Source organism: Streptomyces sp. SAJ15 (genome assembly GCF_007595705.1).
Classification (GTDB): domain Bacteria; phylum Actinomycetota; class Actinomycetes; order Streptomycetales; family Streptomycetaceae; genus Streptomyces.
On the sequence record NZ_NISY01000002.1, the window covers coordinates 41,207 to 68,138 of the forward strand.

Genomic DNA, 26,932 nt, shown 5'->3' on the forward strand with positions numbered 1-26,932 from the left:
GGAGCGGAGGAGGGGGCCTCAGGGCTTGACCGAGCGGCGGTCAGGCCCGGGGAGCGACCGGAGGCGGTCAAGGGGCGGAGGCGGGCCTCACGGCTTGACCGAGCGGTAGTAGCGCGCCGCTCCCTCGTGCAGCTCCAGCGGATCCGTGAAGACCGCGGTCCGCAGGTCGACCTTCTGGGCGGCGTGCACCACCTCGCCGATGTGGTCCCGGCTCCTTATGACGGTGCGGGTGACGGACTCGGTGAGGCGGGCATCCATACGGTCGGTCGTCACCAGCAGGTTCGCCACCGCGATGGTCTTGACCGGCCGACCCGGACGCACCTTGGGATAGGCGTCGGCGGGCATCACCGCGGCCCGGTAGTAGCGCGTCCGATCGCCCTGGTCGTGCAGCGCCTCTGCCAGGTCGCCGAGCTGGACCAGCCGGACGGGGAAGACGTCGGCCAGGTCCTGGACGGCGTTGGTCGGCAGCCCGCCCGACCAGAAGAACGCGTCCAGCTCGCCCCTGCGCAGCATCCCGGTCATCTTGTCGATGCCGACCCGCGCGGCCTTGATGTCCGTCGCGAAGTCCAGGTCCGCCGCCGCCAGCAGCCGTCGTGTGATCAGCTGCACCCCGGAGCGGTCCTCTCCGACCCCGACCCGCAGCCCCTTCAGGTCCCGCGCGGAGCGCACCTTCGAGCCCTGGGGCACCACCAGCTGCATGTAGTCGTCGTACAGCCGGGCGCACGCCCGCAGCCGCTCGGCGCCCGGCCGCCCCTCGCCCGTGTAGGCGGCCACGGCGTCCGCGGTGGCGATCGCGAAGGACGCCCTGCCGTCCGCCAGCCGCTGGAGGTTGTCGACCGAGCCCTGGCTGGGCAGCAGCCGCACCCGCACCTCCGGGAGGTCGCGCCGCAGGTCGTCGCGGAGCATCGACCCGTACTTCGCGTACACGCCGGTGGGGACGCCCGTGGAGAGCACCACCCGGCCCGAGGGCGCGCCACCGCCGCCGAGGGGCAGCTGCCACCACAGCAGCAGCGCGAGGGCCGCGGCCGCCGCGGCCAGCTGCGCCAGCCGCCGCCCGCGCGGGCGGGTGAGTCTGTCGAGCATGGCCAGGATCCTGCCAGCCGGGCACGGATTAGGGGAGGGGCGTCCGCTGTGACATGCACGGCGACCGGTCTCCCCCGAGGGGCGACCGAAGGCGGCGCGATCGTCGCGCTCGCCGACGAAAGGGCCGGTGAGCGGCGTGGCCGGGGGAGCGGCCGGCCGAGCGGCGGAGGAAGGCCCGGGGCCGGCGGATCAGCTCGCGACAAACGGAGGGGCGGGGTCGGGACGCGACCACGTACCCTGGTGGACTGAGATGAGTGCGAAGACTTACGAGGTGCGCACCTACGGGTGCCAGATGAACGTCCACGACTCCGAGCGGCTGTCCGGCCTGCTGGAGGAAGCCGGCTACGTCCGGGCCCCGGAGGGCACCGCCGAGGGGGACGCCGACGTCGTCGTCTTCAACACCTGCGCGGTGCGGGAGAACGCCGACAACCGGCTCTACGGCAACCTCGGCCGGCTCGCGCCGGCCAAGGCCAAGCGCCCCGGCATGCAGATCGCGGTCGGCGGCTGTCTGGCCCAGAAGGACCGCGACACCATCGTGAAGAAGGCGCCCTGGGTGGACGTCGTCTTCGGCACGCACAACATCGGCAGCCTGCCGGTGCTGCTGGAGCGCGCCCGCGTTCAGGAGGAGGCGCAGGTCGAGATCGCCGAATCCCTGGAGGCGTTCCCGTCCACGCTGCCGACCCGCCGTGAGTCGGCGTACGCCGCGTGGGTCTCCATTTCCGTCGGATGCAACAACACCTGCACGTTCTGCATCGTCCCCGCGCTGCGCGGCAAGGAGAAGGACCGCCGCCCCGGCGACATCCTGGCCGAGGTGGAGGCGCTGGTCGCCGAGGGCGTCGTCGAGATCACCCTGCTCGGCCAGAACGTCAACGCGTACGGCTCGGACATCGGCGACCGCGAGGCGTTCAGCAAGCTGCTGCGCGCCTGCGGGAAGATCGAGGGGCTGGAGCGGGTCCGCTTCACCTCCCCGCACCCGCGCGACTTCACCGACGACGTCATCGCCGCCATGGCCGAGACGCCCAACGTGATGCCGCAGCTGCACATGCCGCTGCAGTCCGGCTCGGACACCGTGCTGAAGGCGATGCGCCGCTCCTACCGGCAGGAGCGCTTCCTGGGGATCATCGAGAAGGTGCGCGCGGCCATGCCCGACGCCGCCATCTCCACCGACATCATCGTGGGCTTCCCCGGCGAGACCGACGAGGACTTCGAGCAGACGCTGCACGTCGTGCGCGAGGCGCGCTTCGCGCAGGCGTTCACCTTCCAGTACTCCAAGCGGCCGGGCACCCCCGCCGCCGAGATGGACGGGCAGATCCCCAAGGCCGTCGTCCAGGAGCGCTACGAGCGGCTGGTCGCCCTCCAGGAGGAGATCTCCTGGGAGGAGAACAAGAAGCAGGTCGGCCGCACCCTGGAGGTGCTGGTCGCCGAGGGCGAGGGCCGCAAGGACGACGCCACCCGGCGGCTCTCCGGCCGCGCCGCCGACAACCGGCTGGTGCACTTCACCCGGCCCGAGGAGCCGGTGCGGCCCGGTGACGTCGTCACCGTCGACATCACCTACGCGGCCCCGCACCACCTGCTCGCCGAGGGGCCGGCACGCGGCGTGCGCCGCACCCCGGCGGGCGATGCCTGGGAGCGCCGTAACGCGGCCGCGCAGGCCAAGCCCGCGGGCGTGATGCTGGGCCTGCCGACCATCGGCGCCCCGGCCCCCGCCCCCTCTCCGGCGGCGGGCTGCGGCTGCGACTGACGCCGCCTCCCGCCGACACCGCTTCCCCACGGCCGGGCGCCCCTGACGGGTGCGCCCGGCCGCGGGCTGTTTACGCGGGCTGCTTACCTGGGCGCCGGCTGTCCGAGCGGGCTCTCTGCGCGGGCTGCTTACGCGGGCGCCGGCTGTCCGAGCAGCTCTCCACGCGGGCTGCTTCTGGTGCCCACGGCCCAGGCGGCGGCCGCGCCCGCACCGGCACCCCGCGGGTGCGTGGGAGAACCCCGCGCGGCAGCGGCGGCCCGGGACACCATCGCCCCGCCCAGGGCCGGCGCAGGTTCCCGCCGGCGCAGGCTGCCGCCGGGGCCGGGCCTCGCCGCGGCAGGTTCCCGCCGGATGGGGACGCTTCGCCTTGCTAGGGTGCCGATCATGCTCGTAGCCGCCGCCGTCTGCCCCTGTCCGCCGCTTCTGGTACCGGAGGTCGCCGCCGGGGCCGCAGCCGAGCTGGACGCGCTCCGCGCGGCCTGCAAGGACGCCGTGGGCGTGCTCGCCGCGTCCCGGCCGGACCGGCTGGTGGTGATCGGCCCCGCGGGCGAGAGCGGTCGCGGACCGTACCCGCAGGGGGCACCCGGCTCCTTCCACGGCTACGGCGTCGAGACGACCGTTCGACTGGGCGCGGGTGAGCCGGCGGCCGCGCCCGAGCTGCCTTTGTCACTGACCGTCGCCGCGTGGCTGCTGGAGCGCACGGAGTGGGCCGCGGCCCCGCTGGAGGGCCTCGGCGTCGCCGAGTCCCTGGACCCCGAGGCGTGCGCCCGGACCGGGCGCGAGCTGGCCGCGGCCGGCGGCCGGCTCGCCATGCTGGTCATGGGCGACGGAAGCGCCTGCCGCACCCTCAAGGCGCCGGGCTATCTGGATGAGCGCGCGGCCGGCTTCGACGCCGAGGCCGCGCGGGCACTCGGCGCGGCCGACACCGCCGCCCTCGCCGCCCTCGACTCGGCACTGGCGGCCGAACTGCGGGCCGCGGGCCGGGCCCCCTGGCAGGTGCTCGCCGGCGCGGCCGAAGACGCCGGCCTCGACGGTCGACTCCTGTACGACGACGCGCCCTACGGCGTGGGGTACTTCGTCGCCGCCTGGTCCTGACGCGCCCACCGCCTCTCGCGCGCGAGCCGCGCTCGCCCGTTTTCCCTGCGCCGCCGCGCCCTGGCCGTCGCCGAGACGAGCCGTACGGACGGCCCCTACCGCGGGCGGGGACGTACCGCGCGGGCGCGTGCGATCTGGTGGGGGTCGGCGCGTGGGCCGGAGGCGTCGGCGTACGCGCCGCTGGTCGTTCACGAGGCGCGTGGTGGGGGAGCGTGCCTTGGACGTTGGCCAGCGGGGGCGCCGCATGGCCCGCCGCGAGGCGAGGAACGCAGAGCGGAGAGGCGCGAGGGCGCGCCGTGCGTGCGCGCTGCGGGGTCGACGGCGGCAGGTCGTGCTGCCGTCGCCTGGTGGGACCGACGGTACCGACGCGCACGGACGTCAACCGGCCCGGGCAGGGGGACGGCCGCGGGGCGGGACCCGCGACCGTCCGCCGGCGGGGGTCAGGTGCCGCTGGTGGGAGTGCCGGTGCCGGGACCGGCACCCGCGTCCTTACCCATGCCCGTGTCCTTGTGGGAGAGGCGGCCAAGGGCCCCCTTGGCCTTGTCCGTGCCGGTCTCGATCTTGCCGCTGTACTTGCCCTTGGTCTTGGAGTCGACCGCCTTCGCGGCCTTGTCCAGACCGCGCTCGATCTGGGGCTCGTGCTGCTGCATGAAATGCCCGGCCTTGCCCTTCATGGCGCCGGCCTTGGCCTTGAGTGTGTTCAGCAGGCCCATGAGCCACCTTCCCTCGTCAGAGAACTACTTCCGGGCGCCCTCGCCGGCCTCGCTGTCGGCCGCCTCCTCAGCGGACTGCTGCTTCGGAATCTCCACGCCGTCGGGGCCCGCGGCCTCGGCCTTCCGCTCGTCCTTCCGCTCGGCCTCGGGCTCCGCGGCGGGCGCCTCCGGCTCCTTCGACCCCTGGGCCGACGGTGCCTCCTCGGTCTTCTTGGCGTCCTGGGCGGCCTCCGGGGTGCCCTCGTCAGCACCCTTGGTCGTCGGTTCCTCCGTCAGGGCGGCCGTGGTGGCCTCCTCACGTGACGCCTTGGACTTACGACCGCGAAGCCTTGCAAAAACGCCCATATCTACTCCATACCTTACTCGTGTGGGCGAAATTCCGTGCCGCCCGGAGCGTCCCATTGCGCCGCTCGCGGACCCGGTCCGTGAACCGGCCCTCGGAACCTCGCATCGGGCAACGACGCCGGTGGCGTCCCGTCACGTCGCCCGTTCGAGTCCAGGCCGGGAGGTTTGCGAGACTGGTGCCCGTGAACAGCGCAGTTCCTCCTCCGCGAGTCATCGCCGTCGTCGGACCCACCGCGGCCGGCAAGTCCGACCTGGGCGTCGCCCTGGCCCATCACCTGGGCGGCGAGGTCATCAACGCCGACTCCATGCAGCTCTATCGCGGCATGGACATCGGCACCGCCAAGCTGACGGCGGAGGAGCAGCAGGGTGTGCCGCACCGGCTGCTCGACATCTGGGACGTCACCGTGGCGGCGAGCGTCGCGGAGTACCAGCGCCTGGCGCGCGCCGAGATCGACCGGCTGCTCGCCGAGGGCCGCACCCCGATCCTGGTCGGCGGCTCCGGCCTGTACGTGCGCGGCGCCATCGACGCTCTGGAGTTCCCCGGCACCGACCCCGCCGTGCGGGCGCGGCTGGAGGCGGAACTGGAGGAGCGCGGCCCCGGGGTGCTGCACGCCCGGCTGGCCGCGGCCGACCCGGAGGCGGGCCGCGCCATCCTGCCCAGCAACGGCCGTCGCGTGGTGCGCGCCCTGGAGGTCATCGAGATCACCGGCCGGCCCTTCACGGCCAATCTGCCGGGCCATGAGTCGGTCTACGAGACGGTCCAGATCGGCGTCGACGTCGAGCGGCCCGAGCTCGACGAGCGGATCGCGCGGCGCGTGGACCGCATGTGGGAGGCCGGCCTCGTGGACGAGGTGCGGCGACTGGAGGAGGCCGGGCTGCGCTCCGGCCGCACCGCCTCCCGCGCGCTGGGCTACCAACAGGTGCTCGCCGCGCTCGCCGGGGAGTGCACCGAGGACGAGGCGCGGGCCGAGACCGTGCGCGCCACCAAGCGCTTCGCGCGGCGCCAGGACTCCTGGTTCCGCCGCGACCCGCGGGTGCACTGGCTCAGCGGCGCGGCTGACCGCAGGGGGGAACTGACGGCGCACGCGCTGGCGTTGGTCGAACGGGCGGTCACAGCCTGATCACGTGATTGCATCGGGACGCCCCGTGTGTCAATACCGCCGCCTCGCCCGTGCCATCATCGAGCTTCGATCGTGCCGTGGTGTCTGGAGTTTGGAGGGCGTGTGGCGATGGAGGCCGGCCCTCGGGACACCTCGCAGCAGCCGCCGCAGGGCGAATCGGAGCTGTTGACTCCGATGTCCGCGGCGCCCCCCGATGCTCATGGTGACGGCATCGGCGCCGAGCCGGGCCCGGCGGGGGCGGAACCCGACGGCCTCGGCGCCGTCGACGTCCTGGCCGACGTGGACCCGCTCGCCGGCCCGGCCGCGCCGGCCGACTCGGAGGCGTTGGCCGACTCGGACACCCTGGCAGGCGCCGACGACCTGGACGTTCCGGAGGCGGAGGCCCTGGTGGTCTCCGAGTCCGTGGAGGCGGAGGACGGCCCGCCCGGCCCCGGCGAGTCCTTCCGTGACCTGCGACCGCCGCGCCGGTTCCGCATCTGGCAGATCGCGCCCATCGTCGGCCTGGCCATCCTCGGTTCGCTGATGTTCGCCTTCCCGCTGGCCTTCGAGGTCGGCGACGGCGGGGCCGTGGTGGCCATGCTCGGGCTGCTCCTCAGCTGCTGCGCGGCCGGCTGGGGGCTGACGGCCGCACGGCGCGTCGGCTACACCTGGCCGGGACTGCCGCCGCGCGGCTCCGGGCGCCGCCCCGACTGGCGCTTCGTACTGCTGTACACGGCGATCGTCGCCCTCATGGCCGCGCTGGCCATCTGGCGCGTCGCCCGCCTGCGCTGAACGACGCCCTTCCCGCGCGTAGCCTGTGCGGGGCCTGGCCCACTGGTGCGAACGGTCCCCGGCGGTACGCGCCCTCTCCGACGGTACGGATCGTCTCGGCGCCGCGCCCCGCGCGAGGAGCGGCGGGCGCGGGCGCCCCGCGCGACAGATCGGTGGCCCGCGCGACAGTCGGTGCCCGTGGATGGGCGGCCCCCGCGCGGTGTGCGGTTTCCGGCGCGGCCGGCCCCTGGCGACCTGGGCCGTCTCCTGTGGGGTGGAACTCGGTGCAGCGCCAGGACACCGCATAGCGCGCGGGTAGCGCGTGGCTTCCCGCGCGGTCCACGCCGCCCCTCACACGGTGGCGCGGGTCCTCCACGGGCCGAGCCCACCGCGCGGCGCCCGCACGGCCGCGCGCCCGCCCAGCTCACGGCGCTCGCCGGCCGCGCCCGAGCCGACCGCACAGTGCCCGTCCGCGCGCGGCCCCCGCGCCCCGTTGCCGCCCTTCGGCCCCGCGTCGGGCGCCCCGTAAGATTCGAAGGGTGAACACACGAACCCTCTCCTTCCTCAAGGGTCACGGCACCGAGAACGACTTCGTGATCGTGCCCGACGCGGACGGCGCGCTGGAGCTGTCCGCGGCCGAGGTCGCGCGGCTGTGTGACCGCCGCGCGGGCATCGGCGGCGACGGCCTGCTGCGGGTCGTGCGCTCCGCCGCGCACCCCGAGGCGCGGGCGCTGGCGGACGAGGCCGAGTGGTTCATGGACTACCGCAACGCCGACGGCTCCATCGTCGAGATGTGCGGCAACGGCGTCCGGGTGTTCGCCCGCTATCTGCACCACGCGGGACTCGTGCCGTTGGGCGACGTCCCGGTCGCCACCCGCTCCGGTGTGAAGCGGGCGCACATCGGCAAGAACGGCGACATCACCGTCTCCATGGGGCGCGCCCAACTGCCGGCGGAGCAGGCCACGGTGACGGTCGGCGAGCGCGGCTGGCCCGCCCGCAACGTGAACATGGGGAACCCGCACGCCGTCGCCTTCGTCGAGGACCTCGACCACGCGGGCGACCTGAAGTCGGCGCCCTCGTACGCGCCCGCCTCCGTCTATCCGGACGGCGTGAACATCGAGTTCGCCGTGGACCGGGGCCCCGGCCACCTCGCCATGCGCGTCCACGAGCGCGGCGCGGGCGAGACCCGGTCCTGCGGCACCGGTGCCTGCGCCGTGGCCGTCGCGGCCGCGCGTCGCGACGGCGTGGACCCGGCGGTCACCGGCGCCCCCGCCACGTACACCGTGGACGTCCTGGGCGGCAGGCTGGTGATCAGCGAGCTGCCGGACGGCACCGTGGAGATGACGGGGCCCGCTGTGATCGTGGCCGAGGGCACGATCGACTCCTCCTGGTGGGACACGGCCGTCGCCTGACACTTCGCTCGAATGGGTGATCCGTTTCACTCTCGGCGAGAGCCGGTCGGCCGTGCGTGGTGGGCTCGATAGCATCAAGCACCGGCCCCGGGGGTGAGCCCACGCCGGTCGACCCGCCGGAGGTGCCCATGAGCGCAGAGGCCACGGACCAGGCCGCCCTCGGCCGGAGGCGCGGCCTCCCCCGCCTCGACCTGCGGAATCTCCGCAGATTCGGCAGGACCGCGCTGCTGGGCCCCGCCTCCCTGCTGAGCCCGGCCGCCCGGGACCGGCTGCCCGACGCGATCGAGCACATCGCCAAGGTGCACCGGGCCCATCACCCCGGCGCCGACCTCGACGTACTGCGCCAGGCGTATGTGCTGGCCGAGTCCTCGCACCGCGGTCAGATGCGCAAGAGCGGCGAGCCGTACATCACCCATCCGCTCGCCGTCACGCTGATCCTGGCCGAACTGGGAGCCGAGACGACGACGTTGACCGCGTCGTTGTTGCACGACACCGTCGAGGACACGGATGTGACACTCGATCAGGTGGGGCGGCAGTTCGGCGAGGAGGTGCGCTATCTCGTCGACGGCGTGACCAAGTTGGAGAAGGTCGACTACGGGGCGGCGGCCGAGCCCGAGACCTTCCGCAAGATGCTCGTCGCCACCGGCAACGACGTCCGCGTGATGTCCATCAAGCTCGCCGACCGGCTGCACAACATGCGCACTCTGGGCGTGATGCGGCCCGAGAAGCAGGTGCGCATCGCCAAGGTCACGCGCGACGTGCTCATCCCGCTCGCCGAGCGGCTCGGCGTGCAGGCGCTCAAGACCGAGCTCGAGGACCTGGTCTTCGCCATCCTGCACCCCGAGGAGTACGAGCGGACCCGCGATCTGCTGCTGGAGCACGCCGGTCGCCCCGACCCGCTCGCCCATGTCGCCGAGGACGTGCGGGCCGTGCTGCACGAGGCGGGCATCGCCGCCGAAGTCCTGGTGCGGCCACGGCACTTCGTCTCGGTGCACCGGGTGCGGTGTAAACGGGGTGAGCTGACCGGCTTCGACCTCGCGCGGCTGCTGGTCCTGGTCGCGGAGGACGCGGACTGCTATGCCGTCCTGGGCGAGCTGCACACCTGCTTCACGCCCGTCATCTCGGAGTTCAAGGACTTCATCGCCGTTCCGAAGTTCAACCTCTACCAGTCGCTGCACACCGCCGTGGCCGACGGTGAGGGTCGGGTGGCCGAAGTGCTCATCCGCACCCACCAGATGCACCGGGTCGCCGAGGCCGGGGTGGTCGCCCTCGGCAATCCGTACGCCCCGTCAGAGCCCGCTCCGGCAGAGACCATCCCCGAGGCCGCCGGAGACGTCGCGGCGACCGGAAGGCCCGGAGACACCGGGGGCACCGGGGGCACCGGGGACACCGGGGTCGCTGACAGCTCGGTCGCCCCCGAGGGGGAACGTGCCGACCCCACCCGCCCCGGCTGGCTCTCGCGACTGCTGGAGTGGCAGCGCGCCACCCCCGACCCGGACACCTTCTGGAGCTCGCTCCGCGACGACCTGGCCCAGGACCGGGAGATCACCGTCTTCCGCGCGGACGGCGGCACGCTGGGGCTGCCCGCCGGGGCGAGCTGCGTGGACGCCGCCTACGCGCGGCACGGCGAGGCCGCCCACGGCTGCATCGGCGCACGCGTCAACGGGCGGCTGGTCGGACTGGGCACCGTGCTGCGCGACGGCGACACGCTCCAGCTCCTGATGGCCCCCGACGCGGCGGCGCAGAGCCCGGCGGCGGAGGTTCCGGCGCCGGAGGACGGCCCGACGCCCGACGGCCCCCCGCCGGAGTGGCTGGACCACGCCCGGACCCCGGCCGCCCGCATCGCCATCACCCGCTGGCTGGCGGCCCATCCGCCGCGCCCGGAGGGTCCAGCGGCCGCCGCCCCGACCCAGGGCCGCCGGGCCGCCCCCTGGCGCCCCGGAGAGGGCCGCAGGGGCGTGGGCGTCGTCACCGACCCGCCTGGGTCCGCCGTGCGGCTGGCGGGCTGCTGCACGCCCGTGCCGCCGGACGCGGTCACCGGGTTTCCGGTGCGCGGCGGGGTCGTCACCGTGCACCGCCAGGAGTGTCCGGCGGTGGCCCGGATGGCGGCGAGCGGCCGCGCCCCGGTCGGGGTGCGCTGGCAGGACGACGGCGCACCGGGGGGAGGGGCCGCCGACTACCGGGTCACCCTGTACGCGGAGGCGTTCAGCCGGCCGCATCTGTTGGCGGACCTCACCGAGGCCATCGCCGCCGAGGGCGTGGCCGTCGTCTCCGCCGCCGTCGAGCCCCCGCGCGAGCAGCGGGTACGGCACACCTACACCCTCCAGCTGTCCGACGCGGGGCGGCTGCCGGTGCTGATGCGCGCGATGCGGCGGGTGCCGGGCGTGTACGACGTCACCCGCACGGGCCGCGAGACGACGGCGGCCACCGGCGCCTGACCGCCCTCGTCTGCTGCCCCCGAACGGGTGCACTCCCCCCGCGTTTCCGCATGGCTCTCCGCCCGCCCTGGTAGCCGTAGCGCATGCCGCACACTTCCGCCCGCTCTGTACCGGGTACCCGTACCGCCCGCTCCGTCCGCCGGAGGGCCACCCGGCGCAGGGCCACGCTGGTGGCCACCGCGCTGGCCGCACTCGCCGCGGTGCCCTCGGTCGCCGCGGGCTCGCCCGCCGGCCCGCTGGACGGCCCTGGAGACGGCCCTTCGGCCCCCGTCGCCCCGATGGGCATCGGGGACCGGCTCTTCCCGCACCTCGGCAACCCCGGCTACGACGTCACCTCGTACGACGTGACCTTCGAGTACCACGGCAACGACAAGCCGCTGGACGCCGTGACCACCATCTCCGCCCATGCGACCGACACCCTGGAGAGCTTCAACCTCGACTTCACCAACGGCACCGTACGGTCCGTCGAGGTGAACGGTCGTGCCGCGCGGTTCGCCACGGCCGAAGAGGACCTGGTGATCGCGCCGCAGATCATGGTCCCCGAGCGCGGCTACTTCCAGGTGACCGTCCACCACACCAGCGACCCGCGCGGGCAGGGCAAGGGCGGCTGGATCAAGACCAGCGACGGGTTGGTCATGGCCAACCAGGCCAACGCCGCCCACCGCGTCTTCCCCTGCAACGACCACCCCTCGGACAAGGCCCGCTTCACCTTCCGGGTCACCGCCCCCAAGGACCTCACGGTGGTGGCCAACGGCCTCCCGCGCGGGCACACCCACGACGGGCCCGAGACGACCTGGGAGTACCGCAGCCGGCACCCGATGGCCACCGAGCTCGCGCAGGTCGCCATCGGCCGCTCCACCATCGTGCGCCGGCGCGGCCCAGGAGGGCTGCCGGTGCGGGACGTGGTGCCCACGGCGGAGCGCCGGCGGCTGGCGAAATGGCTCGCCAAGACGCCGGCACAGCTGGAGTGGATGGAGGAGCGGGTCGGCCGGTACCCGTTCGAGACGTACGGTGTGCTGATCGCCGACGCGACGACCGGCTTCGAGCTGGAGACGCAGACGCTCTCCCTGTTCGAACAGGACCTGTTCCTCGAAAGCCGGCTCCCCGCCTGGTACGTGGACTCGATCATGGTGCACGAGCTGGCGCACCAGTGGTTCGGCAACAGCGTCAGCCCGCGCGCCTGGTCCGACCTGTGGCTCAACGAGGGGCACGCCACCTGGTACGAGGCGCTCTACGCCGACCAGCACGGAGAGATGTCCCTGGACAAGCGGATGAAGTGGGCGTACGGGATGTCCGACGCCTGGCGCGCCCAGGGCGGGCCGCCGGCGGACCCCGAGCCCTCCAAGCCGGGCCAGCCCATCGGCATCTTCCGGCCGGCCGTCTACGACGGCAGCGCACTGATCCTCTACGCGCTGCGCCAGGAGATGGGCAAGGAGCCCTTCGAGCGGCTCCAGCGGGAGTGGGCGAGCCGTAACCGGGACGGCGTGGCCTCCACCGAGGACTTCGTCGGCCTCGCCTCGGACATCGCCGGCCGCGATCTCACGGGGTTCCTGCACTCCTGGCTGTACGACAGGAAGACGCCGCCGATGCCCGGCCACGCGGACTGGAAGGCGACGGCCACGACCGCCGCCAAGCAGCCGCCGACCAAGCAGTCCCCGGCCCAGGCCGCGCACGCCGCGCACCCCCTGCACCCCGCCCAGGCCGCCAAGCAGACCGCCAAGGCGCCGGGGAAGCAGGCACCGCCCGCCGGGTGAGCGGCGGGAGAGGCCGGGACGACGGGAGGAAGCCGGTGCCGGGGGCGAGGAGGCGAGGAGGCGAGGATCGGAGGAAAACCCGAGTGACCCAGCGTGGCGGTCGTGCGACCATCAAGGGGTCGACGACGCGGCCGACGCCGGGGAATGCCACGGCCGTGCCGATCGTTGTCGACAGTGACATCGACCAACGACGTAAGGATCGCATTGACCTTCTCCTCCCTTCCGCAGGACCGGCAGCGCCTCCGCCTCGCCGAGAGCCTTCGGGCCGACGCCCTGATGGAAGAGGACGTCGCCTGGAGTCATGAGCTCGACGGGGAGCGCGACGGCGATCAGCACGACCGCTCCGACCGCGCGGCGCTGCGCCGCGTCGCGGGCCTGTCGACCGAGCTCGAGGACATCACCGAGGTCGAGTACCGGCAGCTGCGCCTGGAGCGCGTGGTGCTGGTCGGCGTCTGGACCTCGGGCACCGTCCAGGACGCGGAGAACTCGCTGGCCGAGCTGGCCGCGCTCGCGGAGACCGCGGGCGCCCTCGTGCTCGACGGCGTCACCCAGCGTCGCGACAAGCCGGACCCGGCCACCTACATCGGCTCCGGCAAGGCCCAGGAGCTGCGGGACATCGTGCTGGAGTCCGGGGCCGACACCGTGGTGTGCGACGGTGAGCTCAGCCCGGGCCAGCTGATCCACCTCGAGGACGTCGTCAAGGTCAAGGTGGTCGACCGGACCGCCCTGATCCTCGACATCTTCGCCCAGCACGCCAAGTCCCGAGAGGGCAAGGCCCAGGTCTCGCTCGCGCAGATGCAGTACATGCTGCCGCGGCTGCGCGGTTGGGGTCAGTCCCTGTCCCGGCAGATGGGTGGTGGTGGCTCCGGCTCCTCGGGCGGCGGCATGGCCACCCGTGGTCCCGGTGAGACCAAGATCGAGACCGACCGTCGGCGCATCCGCGAGAAGATGGCGAAGATGCGCCGGGAGATCGCGGAGATGAAGACCGGCCGCGACATCAAGCGGCAGGAGCGCAAGCGCAACAAGGTGCCCTCGGTCGCCATCGCCGGCTATACCAACGCGGGCAAGTCCTCGCTGCTCAACCGGCTGACCGGCGCGGGCGTCCTGGTGGAGAACGCGCTGTTCGCCACCCTCGACCCGACCGTGCGCCGGGCCGAGACCCCCAGCGGGCGGCTGTACACGCTGGCGGACACCGTCGGATTCGTGCGCCATCTGCCGCACCACCTCGTCGAGGCCTTCCGCTCCACCATGGAGGAGGTCGGCGAGGCCGATCTGATCCTCCATGTGGTGGACGGCTCGCACCCGACGCCGGAGGAGCAGCTGGCCGCCGTGCGCGAGGTGATCCGCGACGTGGGCGCCGTCGAGGTGCCCGAGATCGTGGTGATCAACAAGGCGGACGCGGCCGATCCGCTGGTGCTGCAGCGTCTCATGCGGGTCGAGAAGCGCTCCATCGCGGTCTCCGCCCGCAGCGGCCAGGGCATCGAGGAGCTGCTTGAGCTCCTCGACGCGGAGCTGCCGCGGCCCGAGGTCGCCATCGAGGCGCTGGTTCCGTACACGCACGGGGCCCTGGTCTCGCGCGCCCACGCCGAGGGCGAGGTCCTCTCCGAGGAGCACACCTCCGAGGGCACGCTCCTCAAGGCGCGGGTGCACGAGGAGCTGGCGGCCGAGCTCCAGCCGTACGTCCCGGCGTCCGCATAGCGTCCGCGCCCCTCGCGTGCCCGGCGGCACGCGGTCATACGACGAGGGCCCGCCCCCGGGAACGGGGGCGGGCCCTCGCCCGTGTGGGCGGCGCGCTCGGCGCCGCCCACACCCGGCGGACCTACTGGCCCGCGAACTTCTTGCTCACCGCGTTGTAGACGCCCTTGGCCTCCGGACCCAGGTGCGGACCGGCCAGCCAGGTGGCGTTGGACGGGCCGATGGAGGTGTTGGAGACCAGCGCGGGCTTGCCGTCGGAGCCGGTGGCGACCCAGCCGCCGCCGGAGGAACCCGCGGTCATGGTGCAGCCGATGCGGTACATCGTCGGCTGCGCGGCCTGCAGCGAGAGGCGACCCGGCTTGTCCGCGCACTGGAACATCTTCTGGCCGTCGAACGGCGGCGCGGCCGGGTAGCCGGTGCCCGTGATGCTGTCGATCGACTTGACCGCCGGGGCGTTGAACTCGACCGGCAGCGCCCCGCCGACCGTCTCCTCCAGCGACTTGCCGCCCGCGCCCGCCTCCGGCTTCACGTGCAGCACGGCGAAGTCGTAGGGCGCGCCCTTGCCGCCGACCTGCGCGCCGCTGTCGATCCACTGCGAGGAGGTCTGGGCCCAGTCGGCCCACCAGACGCCCTTGGGCGCGAGCTCCTCGCGGGTCGCGTTCTCCAGCTGGGCCGCCGACTTGCCGGCGTCGTTGTACGAGGGGACGAAGGCGAGGTTCTTGTACCAGCCGCCGCCCTTACCCGCGTGGACACAGTGACCGGCGGTCCACACCAGGTTGGACTTGCCGGGGTGCGCCGGGTCCTTCACCACGGTCGCCGAGCAGACCATGGAGCCCTCGGGGCCGTCGAAGAAGACCTTGCCCGCCTCCGGCACCTTGGTGCTGAACGGCGCGGACACCTGCTTGGCGGTCACCGGAGTCGGCTCCGGGTCGGTGACGCCCTGGTCGCCGTCGATGTCCTCCTCGTCGACCGGCTTGTCGGGCTCCTGAGCCTCCTTCATCCGGTCCGGCTTCCAGAGGTCTTCGATGATCGGGTTGATGAACTCCCCGGCCTCACGCAGCCAGTCGTCCTTGTCCCACTTGTCCCAGGCGCCGTTCTTCCACTCGTCGAGATCGATGCCCAGGTCCTTCAGCTTGTCCCCGATGTTGAGGTCATCGGGCAGGGCGATGTCCTGCGACCCCTGGTCGGGGGAGCTGGACTGACCGGCGTCCCCGCCGTCGTCCGGGCCGCACGCGGTGGCGGTCAGCGCCAGTGCGGCGGCCATGGCGGCCGCGGCCAGCGCGGAACGGCGTATGGATGGCATGGGTGGAACTCCCCCTGAGATGTTCTGAGACGTCCTGGGCTCGGAGTGCTTCGATCCGGAAAACGGTCCGGATCCCCTTGTGCGGGGCCGCGTCAGCTGTGGACCGGGCCCACACCAGGTCTGCACTCGATCTGAATTTGTCATGTCTCCGACTCGGCGGGGACGGCAGCCCCCACTATGCCGGTGCCGCCTACGACGGCGGTAGCCGGGTCCCCGGTTCCCACGGAGAAGGATCTTCCTTTTGCCCGTGATCTGCCGCTGTGCGCGTCGTTGGTACGTACGGGGGACCGTCGACCGGCGTGCGCTCGCACGCAGTCCGCAGCAGGAGGGCCGACTCCCATGGCCGTGACCGAGCTCCCGCCGACGGCGCAGTGCGCGGCGGACGAACGCATCCAGGGCATTCTGCGGCGCCAGTCGCTGCGCGAGTCGGCGGCCCGCACCTACGCCCGCTCGCTGCCCATCGTCCCGGTGCGGGCCCGGGGACTGACCATCGAGGGTGCCGACGGCCGTCGCTATCTCGACTGTCTCTCCGGCGCCGGCACGTTGGCCCTCGGCCACAACCACCCGGTGGTGCTGGAGGCCATCCGCTCCGTGCTCGACTCCGGTGCCCCACTGCACGTCCTGGACCTCGCCACGCCGGTCAAGGACGCCTTCGTGGACGAGCTGTTCGCCACCCTCCCGCCCCAACTCGCCGAGCGGGGGCGGGTGCAGTTCTGCGGCCCGGCCGGCACCGACGCCGTCGAGGCCGCGCTCACCCTGGTGCGGACCGCCACCGGCCGCGACGGGCTCCTGGCCTTCACCGGGGCCTACCACGGCATGACCACCGGAGCGCTGGCCGCGTCCGGCGGCGCCCGCGCGGTGAGCGTGACCCGACTGCCCTTCCCGTACGACTACCGCTGCCCGTTCGGGGTCGGCGGGGACCGCGGCGCGGAGCTCGCGGCCCGGTGGACCGAGAGCGTGCTCGACGACGGCAAGGGCGGTGTGCCCGCTCCGGCCGGCATGATCCTCGAACCGGTGCAGGGCGAGGGCGGTGTCATCCCGGCCCCGGACGGCTGGCTGCGCCGGATGCGGGAGATCACCACGGCGCGCGGGATCCCCCTCATCGCCGACGAGGTGCAGACCGGCGTCGGCCGCACCGGCGCCTTCTGGGCCGTGGAACACAGCGGCGTCGTCCCCGATGTGATGGTGCTCTCCAAAGCCATCGGCGGCAGCCTTCCGTTGGCCGTCGTCGTCTACCGCGACGACCTCGACGTCTGGCCGCCGGGCGCCCACGCGGGCACCTTCCGCGGCAACCAGCTCGCCATGGCCGCCGGCGCCGCCACCCTCGCCTTCGTCCGTGAGAACGCGCTGGCCGAACGGGCCGCCACGCTCGGCGCCCGCATCCTGGCCCGGCTGCGCGAACTGGCCCGCCGACACCCCTGCGTCGGCGACGTCCGCGGTCGGGGCCTGATGCTCGGCCTGGAGCTCGTCGACCCGGAGGGCGCCGGAGCACCGATCGAGCCCGCCCTCGCCCCCGGCTCCGCCGCTACGGTGCCCGCTCCCGCTCCCGCTCCCGCTCCCAGCCCCGCGGTCACGCCGGCCTCCGCCCCCGCCCCCGCTGCCGCGCCCTCGCTCGCGGCCGCGGTCCGGCAGGAGTGCCTGGGCCGGGGCCTCATCGTCGAGCTGGGCGGCCGGCACTCCAGCGTGGTCCGGCTGCTGCCGCCGCTGACCATCACCGACGAGCAGGCCGAAGCGATCCTCGACCGGCTGGCCGACGCCCTTGAGGCGGTCGAACGCTGCTACGCCGTCCGTGCCCACGCCCCGTTCGCCCCACCGCTCCCGGGCCCCGCCCGGTGACGCGACCGACGGCCCCTCGAGGCCGCACGCCCAACGCCCTCAGCCGGATTCGTCAGGCGGCCGGGTCCCCGGCGGTGCGTCGCCGGGTACCCGGGCGCGCCCTGACCCGTGGGGTGCGCCGGCGCCCGTGCTCGGCCGTCGTGGCCAGGCGCGGGTGGGCGACCCGTGCTCTCTCTGGTCGTCGCCGCCTCACCGCACTCCCGGCTGCCGTCCGGCCCGCGCGTGTGGCCGCGCCCCCGGCTGGCGCGGTGCGGCCGGCCGCTGCAACACGGCGGCGGCCCGCGCCGGCGCCGCCGGGCCTGGTGCCTCGGCCCGCGGCCGGGTGCCCGACCGCCGCCGGGGGCCCGCTCACCGTCGTACGGGCGCGCGCCGTCGTACGGCCGCCCGTTCACCCCCACACCGTGGAAGGAGGGAGGCGCCCGGTTCACGGCGTGAGTGTCGCGAGGTGTGCGCCACAGACGAGATGCTGCACACCCCCGAGGCCGACTGCCCCGCCCCGACCCCGCCCGTTCCAGAGGTCTCGGAGCCCGCGGTGATTCACCACGCCGCCCGGCCCGCACCGACGGGCGCGCATCGGGGTGCCCCGGAGCCCGCCGTTCCGGAGGCCCTGGGGCCCCTGGTGATCCCCCGCACCACGCGCCCTGCCACGTCGGCCGCGTGTCGGCCCGCGGCGGAGCCCGAGACTCGGCCCGCCGCGGCGCCCCCGACCGGAACGCCCAACACCCCCTCCCCGCCCGGCGCCTCCCACTCGCCGGACCTCTCCGGTCCGTACGTCCCGGGCGCGACCACACCGCCGGGGGCGGCGCCTGGGGCGACCTCGTCGACGGAGGCCAGGCCGACGGAGGCCACGCCGACCGTGCCGCGGCAGCACCGCCGCGCGCTCGACGATCACCAGGCAGGCGGTGGCGCCCAGGCCCCGGGGGGCGCTGCGCCCGGCCGCCACCCGGAGCCGCTCGTGCACCCCGATCCCTGGGTCGCGGCGGACGCGGCCGCGGTGGAGAACCTCCTTCGCTGCTGGGTGCGCGAGACGGGGCTCGCCCGACCGGAGACGGACGTCCTGCGGATCCCCCTCGCCGCCGGCGGCGGTGCGGTGCGGGTTCTGGTGCGCTACTGGTCGCCGACCGGCACCCACCTCTTCGGCCGGGCCGCTCTGGAGCACGCCCCCGAGGATGCCCCGGCCGTCGACGCCGTCACCCTCGCCGCCCTGCTCGGCCGAGAGGCGGCGTACGCCGCCGGGGCCGGCGCGGCGGATGGGGGCAGCAGGGTCGCCGAGTCCGCCGCTCCGCGCCCCGGGGCGGGAGCGCCGTCGCCCGAGGCGGCCGGACCGTCCGCCGAGCCGCTCGTGCCGTCGATGCGCGCCGCGGCAGCGCCCACCGTGCCCGTCGAGGCACCTCCTGGAGTCGAGCAGAACCCCGAGGCCGCGAAGTGCCGCGACGGCGTGGGGGAGCCCGTAGCCGCGAAGAGCAGCGAGGGCGCGGGTGACCCCCAAGCCGTGAAGTGCCGCGACGGCGCGGAGGAGCGCGCAGCCGCGGGGGAGCGCGGTGCCGTCGGGCCCGCCGCCCAAGCCCCGGAGCCTGACGGCGGCCGCGCAGCCGTCGGAGAGGCCGCCGAACTCGTCGGCAGGGTCGCGGACTCGATCCAGCGGACCGCCCTGTTCCTGAAGGAACGACGGGCCGCGCCGGCCGACCCGCCCGAACGCGGCTCCTTCCTCAGCTCCGAACAGGCGCTGATTCTGGGCCACCCGCTGCACCCGACCCCCAAGAGCCGGGAAGGGCTCTCCGAAGCGGAGGCGCGGCACTACTCACCCGAGCTGCGCGGCAGCTTCCCGCTGCACTGGATCGCCGTCGATCGCTCCCTGCTCGCCGCCGACTCGGCATGGACCCAGCGCGGGCGCACCGTACCGGCGGAGCGGCTCGCCGCCCGGCTGGCGGGTGCGATCCTCTCCGAAGGGCTACCGAGCGGTGCGGTGCCGCTACCCCTGCACCCCTGGCAGGCGCGGGAGATCCGGCACCGCCCCGCGATCGCCGCGCTGTTCGCGGACGGACTGCTGCGTGACATCGGCCAGGGCGGCCCGTTCTGGCACCCCACCTCCTCGGTTCGTACCGTGTACCGGCCGGACGCCCCGGCCATGTTGAAGTTGTCGCTCGGCGTGCGCATCACCAACTCCCGTCGTGAGAACCTCCGTAAGGAACTGCGCCGGGGCGTCGAGGTCCACCGACTGCTGCGCAGCGGCGTCGCCGAGCAGTGGCGGGCGGCCTGCCCGGGGCCGACCGGTGGTCCGGGGTCGTCCGGCGTTTCCGGCCCCTCCGGCTTCGACATCGTGCGCGACCCGGCCTGGCTCGGCGCCGACGGGGCGGACGGCGCCCCGCTCACCGGTCTTGACGTCGTCATCCGGCACAACCCGTTCGGGCCCACCGACGACGCGGTGTGCGTCGCCGGGCTGACCGCGTCGCGACCGTGGCCGGGCCGGCCGCTGCCGTGCTCCCGACTCGCCTCGATCGTCGCCCGGCTCGCCGCCCGCACCGGTCGATCCCTCGGCGCGGTCTCTGCGGAGTGGTTCCTGCGCTACCTCCACGCCGTCGTACGGCCCGTGCTGTGGCTGGACGGCGAGGCCGGGGTCGCCCTCGAGGCCCACCAGCAGAACACGCTGGTGCTGCTGGACCCCGAGGGGTGGCCGGCGGGCGGCCGCTACCGCGACAACCAGGGTTACTACTTCCGTGAGTCGCGCCGTGACGAACTCGACCGGAGGCTCCCCGGGATCGGCCGGGACAGCGACACCTTCGTGTCCGACGAGGTCGCCGACGAAAGGTTCACCTACTACCTGGGGGTGAACAACGTGCTCGGTCTGGTGGGTGCGTTCGGCTCCCAGCGGCTGGCGGACGAACGCGTCCTGCTCGCCGCCTTCCGCCGCTTCCTCGGCGAGGCCGCCACCGGACCCGCCGCGCTCCGCTCCACGCTCCCGGCCCGCCTTCTGGAGACCCCCGTCCTGCGCTGCAAGGCGAACATGCTGACCAGGCTGCGCGGCCTCGACGAGCTCGTCGGCCCCGTCGACACCCAGTCCGTCTACGTCACCATCGCCAACCCCCTTGTCGGCGGCACGTCATGACGTCCGCGCCGCGCATCGATCCGGTTCCCTCCGAACCCCCAGCCCCCGACCGCCGCCCGGACCCTCGCGCCCGCGCGAACGCACGAGAGGAGACCGTCGCCGTGCAGCCGGCCGACTCCACCGCCCGTACGACCTCCAGCACCGACGACACCCTCGACCTGAGGTTGGCCGACGACCGGGCCGACCGGCTCGGCGCGGAGCGGCTCGCCGTACGGCCCGTCGACGACGCCCGGCCGGACCTCCTCGACCACCTCGCGGGGTGGGGGCCCACCGACACACCGGTGGGCGCCTTCCAACTGGTGCCGGTCAAGGTCTCGCGCGATCTGCCGCTGATCGCCCGCTGGATGAACGATCCGGCCGTCGCCGCCTTCTGGGACCTCGCCGGGCCCGAGGAGACCACCGAGAAGCACCTGCGCGCCCAACTCGACGGCGATGGTCGCAGCGTGCCCTGCCTGGGTGTCCTGAAGGGCGTGCCGATGAGCTACTGGGAGGTCTACCGCGCCGACCTCGACCCGCTGGCGCGGCACTATCCGGCCCGGCCGCACGACACCGGGCTCCATCTCCTCATCGGCGGTGTGTCCGACCGCGGTCACGGCCTCGGCAGGACTTTGCTGCGCGCCGCGGCCGATCTCGCGCTCGACCACCGACCCGCCTGCGCGCGCGTCATCGCCGAACCCGACCTACGCAACACCCCCTCCATCGTCGCTTTTCTCAGCGCCGGCTTCCGCTTCTCGGCCGAGCTCGACCTCCCGGACAAGCGCGCGGCGCTGATGCTGCGCGACCGAGCCCTCCGGCATCTGATGTGAGGGCCGCCACCATGATCCGCTCCGCGCTCCGTCCAGCGTCCCTCACTCTCTACACGCCTGACCCGCCGTACTCGTTACACCCGCGCCCGCCGTTTCCGATACCGCACAGGGAGTCCTGTCCGTGCCGAAGCCGCCCGTTACCGATGCCAGCGACGACTCCGAGGGCATCGCCGAGTTCGCCGAAGCCGAGCCCCTGCGACTCCCCTCGGAGCTGAACCGCGCCACCTGGCAGCGGGTCTCCCGACGGCTGCTCGCCAAGATGATCGCCGAGTTCGCCTACGAAGAGATCGTCCAGCCGGTTCCCCGCTCCGCGGCCACCCTCGGCACCTCCGCGCCCGTGCCCTCCGCCCCGGCCCCGTCCGCCGCGCCCTCGGCCCCCGCGCCCGCCCCGGCGGTCGGGCACTGTGCCGGCCACTCCGCGGCGGCCCCCTACGTCCTCCGGCTCGACGACGCCGCCCCGGCCGAGGGAGGAGCCGAGGGAGGAGCGGACGGAGGGGCCGACTCCGGGGGAGGCACGTTGTCCTTCCTGGCCCGGCGCGGCGCGTACGGCAGCTGGTGGGTCGACGAGGCGAGCGTGGCGTGGGACGTCCCGCCGGTCCCGGAGCCGACGGACGACTCCGTCAACCCGATGGAGTTCCTGATCCGGGCCCGCGGTCTGCTCGGCCTCGACGGCGCCACCCTGGGCCACCTCGTCCGCGAGCTGGGCACCACGCTCAACGCCGACGCCCGCCTCGACCACACCGCGCTCCCCGCCTCCGACCTCGCCGACCTCGACTACGCCGAGCTGGAGGGCCACCAGACCGGGCACCCCTGGATCGTCTTCAACAAGGGGCGGATGGGGTTCTCGGCCAGCGACACCCGGCACTGGGCCCCCGAGGCCCGATGCCCGCGTCCCCTGCCGTGGATCGCGGTCCGCCGCGGCCTCGCCACCTATCGCGGCGTCCCCGAGCTCGGCGACCCGAACCGGCTGTACGCGCACGAGCTCGACCACGATGTCCGCGCGGCGTTCGCCGCCGCGCTGGACGCCCGTGGCCTGTGTCCGGGGGACTACCTCTACCTGCCGGTCCATCCGTGGCAGTGGGACGAGATCGTCGTGCCGCTCTTCGCGGCCGGCATCGCCGCCCACGACATCGTTCCGCTGCCGCCCGCCGACCGCGACCTGCGGCTGCCCCAGCAGTCCATCCGCACCTTCCTCAACGTGAGCCGGCCCGGGCGGCACAGCGTGAAGCTCCCGCTCTCCATCCTCAACACACTCGTGTGGCGGGGGCTGCCGACCCGGCTGACCAAGGCGGCGCCCGCGGTCACGGGCTGGGTGCGCGGACTGTGCGAGAGCGACGCGTTCCTGCGCGACGACTGCCGGGTGATCCTGCTGGGCGAGGTCGCCTCCGTCGCGGTCGGCCACGAGGTCTACGACCGGCTGCCGGAGGCGCCGTACCAGTACAAGGAGCTCCTGGGGGCGATCTGGCGGGAGCCGCTGGCCCGACATCTGGTCCCGGGCGAGCGCGCCCGCACCCTGGCGGCGCTGCTGCACACCGACTCCCGAGGGCGCGCCTTCGTGGCCGAGCTGGTCGAGCGCTCCGGGATGCCGCCCCGGGACTGGCTGCGGCTGCTCTTCAAGGCCCTGCTGCCACCGCTGCTGCACTTCCTCTACCGCTACGGCACCGTGTTCTCCCCGCACGGCGAGAACACCGTCATCGTCTTCGACGGGAACGACGTCCCCGCGCGGATGGCCGTGAAGGACTTCGTCGACGACATCAACGTGAGCGCCGTCCCGGTCCCCGAGCACGCCACGATGCCGGAGGAGGTACGGGACGTGCTGCTCACCGAGCCGCCCGGCTTCCTCACCCAGTTCATCCACTCCGGGCTCTTCGTCGGCGTCTTCCGCTACCTCGCCCCGCTCTGCGAGGGGCAACTGGGCATCCCCGAAGCGGACTTCTGGGCCATGGTGCGGGACGAGATCGTCCGCCACCACGAGCGGTTCCCCGAGCTCAAGGAGCGCTTCGAGACCTTCGACCTGCTCACCGAGCGCATCGAGCGGCTGTGTCTGAACCGCAACCGACTGCACCTGGACGGCTACCGCGACCGCCCGACCCGCCCGCACGCCGCGGTGCACGGCACCGTACCCAACCCGCTCCACCAGGGCTGATCGCGGTTGTCAGTGGTGGGCCGTAGGGTGGACGCGCTATGACGAAGCCCTCCCTCCCCGAGCTCCTGCACGCCGCCGTCTCCGCCGTGGGCGGCTCGGAGCGCCCCGGTCAGGTCACCATGGCCGAAGCCGTCGCCGAGGCCGTCGACGACAACGCCCATCTGCTCGTCCAGGCCGGCACCGGCACCGGTAAGTCGCTCGGCTATCTGGTGCCCGCCCTGGCCCACGGAGAGCGGGTCGTGGTGGCCACCGCCACCCTCGCGCTCCAGCGGCAGCTCGTCGAGCGCGACCTGCCCCGGACGGTCGACGCGCTGCACCCGTTGCTGCGCCGCCGGCCGGACTTCGCCATGCTCAAGGGCCGCTCGAACTACCTGTGTCTGCATCGGCTGCACGAGGGCGTGCCCCAGGACGACGAAGAGGGTCTCTTCGATCCGTTCGAGGCCGCGGCACCCACCAGCAAGCTGGGCCAGGATCTGCTGCGGATGCGGGACTGGGCCGACGAGACGGAGACCGGCGACCGGGACGACCTGACCCCCGGCGTCTCCGACCGGGCCTGGTCGCAGGTGTCGGTCACGTCGCGCGAGTGCCTCGGCGCCTCCAAGTGCGCCTACGGGGCCGAGTGCTTCGCCGAGGCCGCGCGGGAGCGCGCCAAGCTCGCCGACGTCGTGGTCACCAACCACGCCCTGCTCGCCATCGACGCCATCGAGGGCGCCCCCGTGCTGCCCAGCCACGAGGTGCTGATCGTCGACGAGGCCCATGAGCTGGTCTCCCGGGTGACCGGGGTGGCCACCGGCGAGCTCACACCGGGCCAGGTCAACCGTGCCGTGCGGCGCTCCGCCAAGCTCGTCAACGAGAAGGAGGCCGACGCCCTGCAGACGGCGGCCGAGACCTTCGAGCGGCTGATGGAGCTGGCCCTCCCGGGCCGCCTGGAGGAGATCCCGGAGGACCTCGGATACGCCCTGATGTCGCTGCGGGACGCCGCCCGCGACGTGATCTCGGCGCTGGGCGCCACCCGCGACAAGTCGGTCCAGGACGAGGACGCGGTGCGCAAGCAGGCCCTCGCCTCGGTGGAGAACATCCAGGCGGTGGCCGAGCGCATCGTGCAGGGCTCCGAGTACGACGTGGTCTGGTACGAGCGTCACGACCGCTTCGGCGCCTCGTTGCGCGTCGCCCCGCTGTCGGTCTCCGGCCTGCTGCGCGAGAAGCTGTTCGAGGACCGCTCGGTGGTGCTCACCTCGGCCACCCTCAAGCTCGGCGGGGACTTCAACGGCGTCGCGGCCTCGCTCGGCCTGGGCCCCGAGGGCGCCGCGAGCGCCCAGGGCGGGGCCGGTGGCGAGGGCTCCGGCATTGAGAGTCCGGTCTGGAAGGGGCTCGACGTCGGCTCCCCCTTCGACTATCGCAAGCAGGGGATCCTCTACGTCGCCAAGCACCTGGCCCAGCCCGGCCGGGAGGGCAGCCGCGGGGACATGATCGATGAGCTGGCCGAGCTGATGGAGGCCGCGGGCGGCCGCACGCTGGGGCTGTTCTCCTCGATGCGCGCCGCCCAGGCGGCCGCGGAGGAACTGCGCGGGCGACTGGACGTGCCGATCCTGCTCCAGGGCGAGGAGACCCTCGGCGAGCTCATCCGGGGCTTCGCGGCGGACGCGCGCACCTGCCTCTTCGGCACCCTGTCGCTGTGGCAGGGCGTGGATGTGCCGGGCGCCAGCTGCCAGCTTGTGGTGATGGACCGGATCCCGTTCCCGCGCCCGGACGACCCGCTGATGAGCGCCCGGCAGAAGTCGGTCGAGGAGGGCGGGGGCAACGGCTTCATGGCGGTGGCCGCGACACACGCCGCGCTGTTGATGGCCCAAGGAGCCGGGCGCCTGGTGCGGGCGACGGGAGACCGCGGCGTGGTGGCGGTGCTCGACCCCCGGCTGGAGCGCGCCCGCTACGGCGGCTTTCTGCGGGCCTCGATGCCCGACTTCTGGTACACGACGGACCGCAACCAGGTGCGCCGCTCCCTGGCCGCCATCGATGCCGCCGCCCGCGCGGAGGGCAGGTAGACCGGGAGGGCGTACGCGCCGGAGGAGACGCGGCGTACGGGCCGCTCGTCTGTGGTGCGTAGGCCGCTGGTCCGCGGCGCGAGGGCTGCTCGTCAGTGGTGTGGGGGCGCTGGCGCGCCGGGCGAGCCGGCGGCGGGCCCCGCGCACCAGAGACGACAGGGAAAGAGAAGCTGGGCCCCGGAACCGGCGCAGTGGTCCCGGGGCCCGGTCGTGAGGCGTGTCCTCAGACCCGCCGGAGCACCGCGACCACCTTGCCGAGGATGGTCGCCTCGTCGCCGGGGATGGGCTGGTAGGCGGCGTTGTGCGGGAGCAGCCACACATGCCCGTCTTCCCGCTTGAAGCGCTTCACCGTGGCCTCGCCGTCGAGCATCGCGGCGACGATGTCACCGTTCTCGGCGACGGGCTGACGGCGGACGGTCACCCAGTCCCCGTCGCAGATCGCGGCTTCGATCATGGAGTCGCCGACGACCTTGAGTACGAACAGCTCGCCGTCGCCGACCAGTTGCCGCGGGAGCGGGAAGACGTCCTCGACCGACTCCTCGGCCAGGATCGGGCCGCCGGCGGCGATCCGGCCGACCAGCGGCACATAGGAGGCGGCGGGCTTGCCGGTGGTGTCCGCCGGCTGTGCGGTGGGCTGGTCCGAGCCACGCACCTCGTAGGCGCGGGGGCGGTGCGGGTCCCGACGGAGGAAGCCCTTACGCTCCAGGGCCATCAGCTGGTGCGCCACCGACGAGGTGCTGGACAGCCCCACGGCCTGGCCGATCTCCCGCATGGACGGTGGGTAGCCGCGGCGCTGCACGGAGTCGCGGATCACTTCGATGACCCGCCGCTGTCGATCGGTCAGCCCGGAACTGTCGGCCCGGATCCCTGGGGGGCGGCCGGGAAGCGAGCGTGTGGGCTTCGCGCCCTCGGGGTTCGTGGCTTCGCTCGTCATCGTGTGCGCGTGTTCGAGTCGACTCTGGGAGCGGTCCTGGGCGGTGATGGTGGCACTGTCTGTGGTGGTGGTCACGTCGTCGGCCCCTCTCGAAATGTTCTCCCTGGTTGGTCAACGGTAGTTGCTTTCGAAAGGTTGCGCCAAACACACGTTCGAGTGAAATCTCGCGGATCGGCTGACGCGATCAAGGGATCGGGTGTATGGGCGGACCGTGGATCCGGGGTCGGAGTGGCATCCAGTGTGGCACTTCGCGGTCCCGATTCCCGCTTTGAGGGCCCGCCTCGACCGCGTTTCGTCGCCTCGCGTCCGCCGTCGGGAGTGCTCCGGCGGGGGTGCTTCCCGGCGGCTCTCCGGTCGCAGCTCCACCGTCCGTGCGGCGGCGGCCCGTCCGGGGGAGGGGTGCGGTGCGACACCGCCATGCGGCGGATGCCCGATCGCCCCTGCGGCTGACCTCCCGATCTGCCCCGAAGGCCGCCGTCCGGGTGGCTTCGCGTAGTCTCGTCCCCACTGTTCCCGCGCGCGCCCGCGCGGTGGCGACTCCTCGGCACGTCAGCGGCATGATCGGCGCGGAGAGTGCACCGGGCACCACATCTAGTGGTGTGATTGGGGTCC

General features: G+C 73.7%; 18 protein-coding genes. 13 read left to right on the forward strand and 5 right to left on the reverse strand.

Features of this window, described 5'->3' with window-relative positions; genetic code table 11:
• Positions 1-87 precede the first annotated feature (87 nt).
• Positions 88-1,083, reverse strand: coding sequence for a TAXI family TRAP transporter solute-binding subunit (locus tag CD790_RS05790; protein WP_144381962.1), 996 nt, complete (start codon positions 1,081-1,083; stop codon positions 88-90).
• A gap of 250 nt (positions 1,084-1,333) precedes the next feature.
• Here CD790_RS05790 and miaB point away from each other — a divergent pair, with 250 nt between their 5' ends.
• Both miaB and CD790_RS05800 read left to right on the forward strand, forming a co-directional pair.
• The gene (miaB, locus tag CD790_RS05795) at positions 1,334-2,824 is read left to right on the forward strand and encodes a tRNA (N6-isopentenyl adenosine(37)-C2)-methylthiotransferase MiaB (protein ID WP_144381963.1); all 1,491 of its coding nucleotides are present in this window, start codon (positions 1,334-1,336) and stop codon (positions 2,822-2,824) included.
• Positions 2,825-3,208: 384 nt separating this feature from the next.
• Positions 3,209-3,919, forward strand: coding sequence for a class III extradiol dioxygenase subunit B-like domain-containing protein (locus CD790_RS05800; RefSeq protein WP_144381964.1), 711 nt, complete (start codon positions 3,209-3,211; stop codon positions 3,917-3,919).
• 440 nt (positions 3,920-4,359) lie between these two features.
• Here the strand turns inward: CD790_RS05800 and CD790_RS05805 are convergent, their stop codons facing one another.
• Both CD790_RS05805 and CD790_RS05810 read right to left on the reverse strand, forming a co-directional pair.
• Positions 4,360-4,632 carry an antitoxin gene (locus tag CD790_RS05805; protein ID WP_144381965.1) on the reverse strand — a complete coding sequence of 91 codons (273 nt, stop codon included), beginning with the start codon at positions 4,630-4,632 and terminating at the stop codon, positions 4,360-4,362.
• Between the two features lie 24 nt (positions 4,633-4,656).
• Complete coding sequence (locus CD790_RS05810; RefSeq protein WP_144381966.1) at positions 4,657-4,977, reverse strand: hypothetical protein; 321 nt, start codon at positions 4,975-4,977, stop codon at positions 4,657-4,659.
• Between the two features lie 182 nt (positions 4,978-5,159).
• Between CD790_RS05810 and miaA the strand changes: the two genes are divergently transcribed.
• From miaA to hflX, 6 genes are all read left to right on the forward strand, one after another.
• Positions 5,160-6,098 (forward strand): tRNA (adenosine(37)-N6)-dimethylallyltransferase MiaA, encoded by a 939-nt coding sequence (gene miaA, locus CD790_RS05815; RefSeq protein ID WP_144381967.1) that lies wholly within the window; start codon positions 5,160-5,162, stop codon positions 6,096-6,098.
• A gap of 108 nt (positions 6,099-6,206) precedes the next feature.
• On the forward strand, positions 6,207-6,869 hold the full coding sequence (locus CD790_RS36765) for a hypothetical protein (RefSeq protein ID WP_144382684.1): 663 nt from the start codon (positions 6,207-6,209) through the stop codon (positions 6,867-6,869).
• A gap of 518 nt (positions 6,870-7,387) precedes the next feature.
• A complete protein-coding gene (gene dapF, locus CD790_RS05825; RefSeq protein ID WP_144381968.1) occupies positions 7,388-8,260 on the forward strand; it encodes a diaminopimelate epimerase in 873 nt (290 codons plus the stop codon).
• Between the two features lie 128 nt (positions 8,261-8,388).
• Positions 8,389-10,698, forward strand: coding sequence for a bifunctional (p)ppGpp synthetase/guanosine-3',5'-bis(diphosphate) 3'-pyrophosphohydrolase (locus CD790_RS05830; RefSeq protein WP_144381969.1), 2,310 nt, complete (start codon positions 8,389-8,391; stop codon positions 10,696-10,698).
• An 83-nt stretch (positions 10,699-10,781) separates the two neighbouring features.
• Entirely contained in the window at positions 10,782-12,452 is a 1,671-nt protein-coding gene (locus CD790_RS05835; RefSeq protein WP_144381970.1) for a M1 family metallopeptidase, read from the forward strand.
• 204 nt (positions 12,453-12,656) lie between these two features.
• Positions 12,657-14,150 carry a GTPase HflX gene (gene hflX, locus CD790_RS05840; RefSeq protein WP_144381971.1) on the forward strand — a complete coding sequence of 498 codons (1,494 nt, stop codon included), beginning with the start codon at positions 12,657-12,659 and terminating at the stop codon, positions 14,148-14,150.
• A 121-nt stretch (positions 14,151-14,271) separates the two neighbouring features.
• Here the strand turns inward: hflX and CD790_RS05845 are convergent, their stop codons facing one another.
• Positions 14,272-15,450 carry a serine protease gene (locus CD790_RS05845; RefSeq protein WP_144381972.1) on the reverse strand — a complete coding sequence of 393 codons (1,179 nt, stop codon included), beginning with the start codon at positions 15,448-15,450 and terminating at the stop codon, positions 14,272-14,274.
• 339 nt (positions 15,451-15,789) lie between these two features.
• Here CD790_RS05845 and CD790_RS05850 point away from each other — a divergent pair, with 339 nt between their 5' ends.
• The 5 genes from CD790_RS05850 to CD790_RS05870 all read left to right on the forward strand — a co-directional run bounded on the left by CD790_RS05850 (position 15,790) and on the right by CD790_RS05870 (position 25,386).
• Positions 15,790-17,286 (forward strand): diaminobutyrate--2-oxoglutarate transaminase family protein, encoded by a 1,497-nt coding sequence (locus CD790_RS05850; protein WP_144381973.1) that lies wholly within the window; start codon positions 15,790-15,792, stop codon positions 17,284-17,286.
• Positions 17,287-18,241: 955 nt separating this feature from the next.
• Positions 18,242-20,392 carry an IucA/IucC family protein gene (locus CD790_RS05855; protein ID WP_260867361.1) on the forward strand — a complete coding sequence of 717 codons (2,151 nt, stop codon included), beginning with the start codon at positions 18,242-18,244 and terminating at the stop codon, positions 20,390-20,392.
• Positions 20,393-20,493: 101 nt separating this feature from the next.
• On the forward strand, positions 20,494-21,198 hold the full coding sequence (locus CD790_RS05860; protein ID WP_260867362.1) for a GNAT family N-acetyltransferase: 705 nt from the start codon (positions 20,494-20,496) through the stop codon (positions 21,196-21,198).
• A gap of 121 nt (positions 21,199-21,319) precedes the next feature.
• Positions 21,320-23,344 carry an IucA/IucC family protein gene (locus tag CD790_RS05865; RefSeq protein WP_399217010.1) on the forward strand — a complete coding sequence of 675 codons (2,025 nt, stop codon included), beginning with the start codon at positions 21,320-21,322 and terminating at the stop codon, positions 23,342-23,344.
• A gap of 38 nt (positions 23,345-23,382) precedes the next feature.
• On the forward strand, positions 23,383-25,386 hold the full coding sequence (locus CD790_RS05870; protein WP_144381976.1) for an ATP-dependent DNA helicase: 2,004 nt from the start codon (positions 23,383-23,385) through the stop codon (positions 25,384-25,386).
• A 223-nt stretch (positions 25,387-25,609) separates the two neighbouring features.
• Here the strand turns inward: CD790_RS05870 and lexA are convergent, their stop codons facing one another.
• Positions 25,610-26,395 carry a transcriptional repressor LexA gene (gene lexA / locus CD790_RS05875; RefSeq protein WP_144381977.1) on the reverse strand — a complete coding sequence of 262 codons (786 nt, stop codon included), beginning with the start codon at positions 26,393-26,395 and terminating at the stop codon, positions 25,610-25,612.
• Positions 26,396-26,932: the final 537 nt, after the last annotated feature.

Bases quoted from the DNA above. Each gene is read 5' to 3' on its own strand.
- CD790_RS05790 (WP_144381962.1), bottom strand. From the start codon at position 1,083: ATGCTCGACAGACTCACCCGCCCGCGCGGGCGGCGGCTGGCGCAGCTG.
- miaB (WP_144381963.1), top strand. From the start codon at position 1,334: ATGAGTGCGAAGACTTACGAGGTGCGCACCTACGGGTGCCAGATGAAC.
- CD790_RS05800 (WP_144381964.1), top strand. From the start codon at position 3,209: ATGCTCGTAGCCGCCGCCGTCTGCCCCTGTCCGCCGCTTCTGGTACCG.
- CD790_RS05805 (WP_144381965.1), bottom strand. From the start codon at position 4,632: ATGGGCCTGCTGAACACACTCAAGGCCAAGGCCGGCGCCATGAAGGGC.
- CD790_RS05810 (WP_144381966.1), bottom strand. From the start codon at position 4,977: ATGGGCGTTTTTGCAAGGCTTCGCGGTCGTAAGTCCAAGGCGTCACGT.
- CD790_RS36765 (WP_144382684.1), top strand. From the start codon at position 6,207: ATGGAGGCCGGCCCTCGGGACACCTCGCAGCAGCCGCCGCAGGGCGAA.
- CD790_RS05830 (WP_144381969.1), top strand. From the start codon at position 8,389: ATGAGCGCAGAGGCCACGGACCAGGCCGCCCTCGGCCGGAGGCGCGGC.
- CD790_RS05835 (WP_144381970.1), top strand. From the start codon at position 10,782: ATGCCGCACACTTCCGCCCGCTCTGTACCGGGTACCCGTACCGCCCGC.
- CD790_RS05845 (WP_144381972.1), bottom strand. From the start codon at position 15,450: ATGCCATCCATACGCCGTTCCGCGCTGGCCGCGGCCGCCATGGCCGCC.
- CD790_RS05850 (WP_144381973.1), top strand. From the start codon at position 15,790: ATGGCCGTGACCGAGCTCCCGCCGACGGCGCAGTGCGCGGCGGACGAA.
- CD790_RS05870 (WP_144381976.1), top strand. From the start codon at position 23,383: ATGACGAAGCCCTCCCTCCCCGAGCTCCTGCACGCCGCCGTCTCCGCC.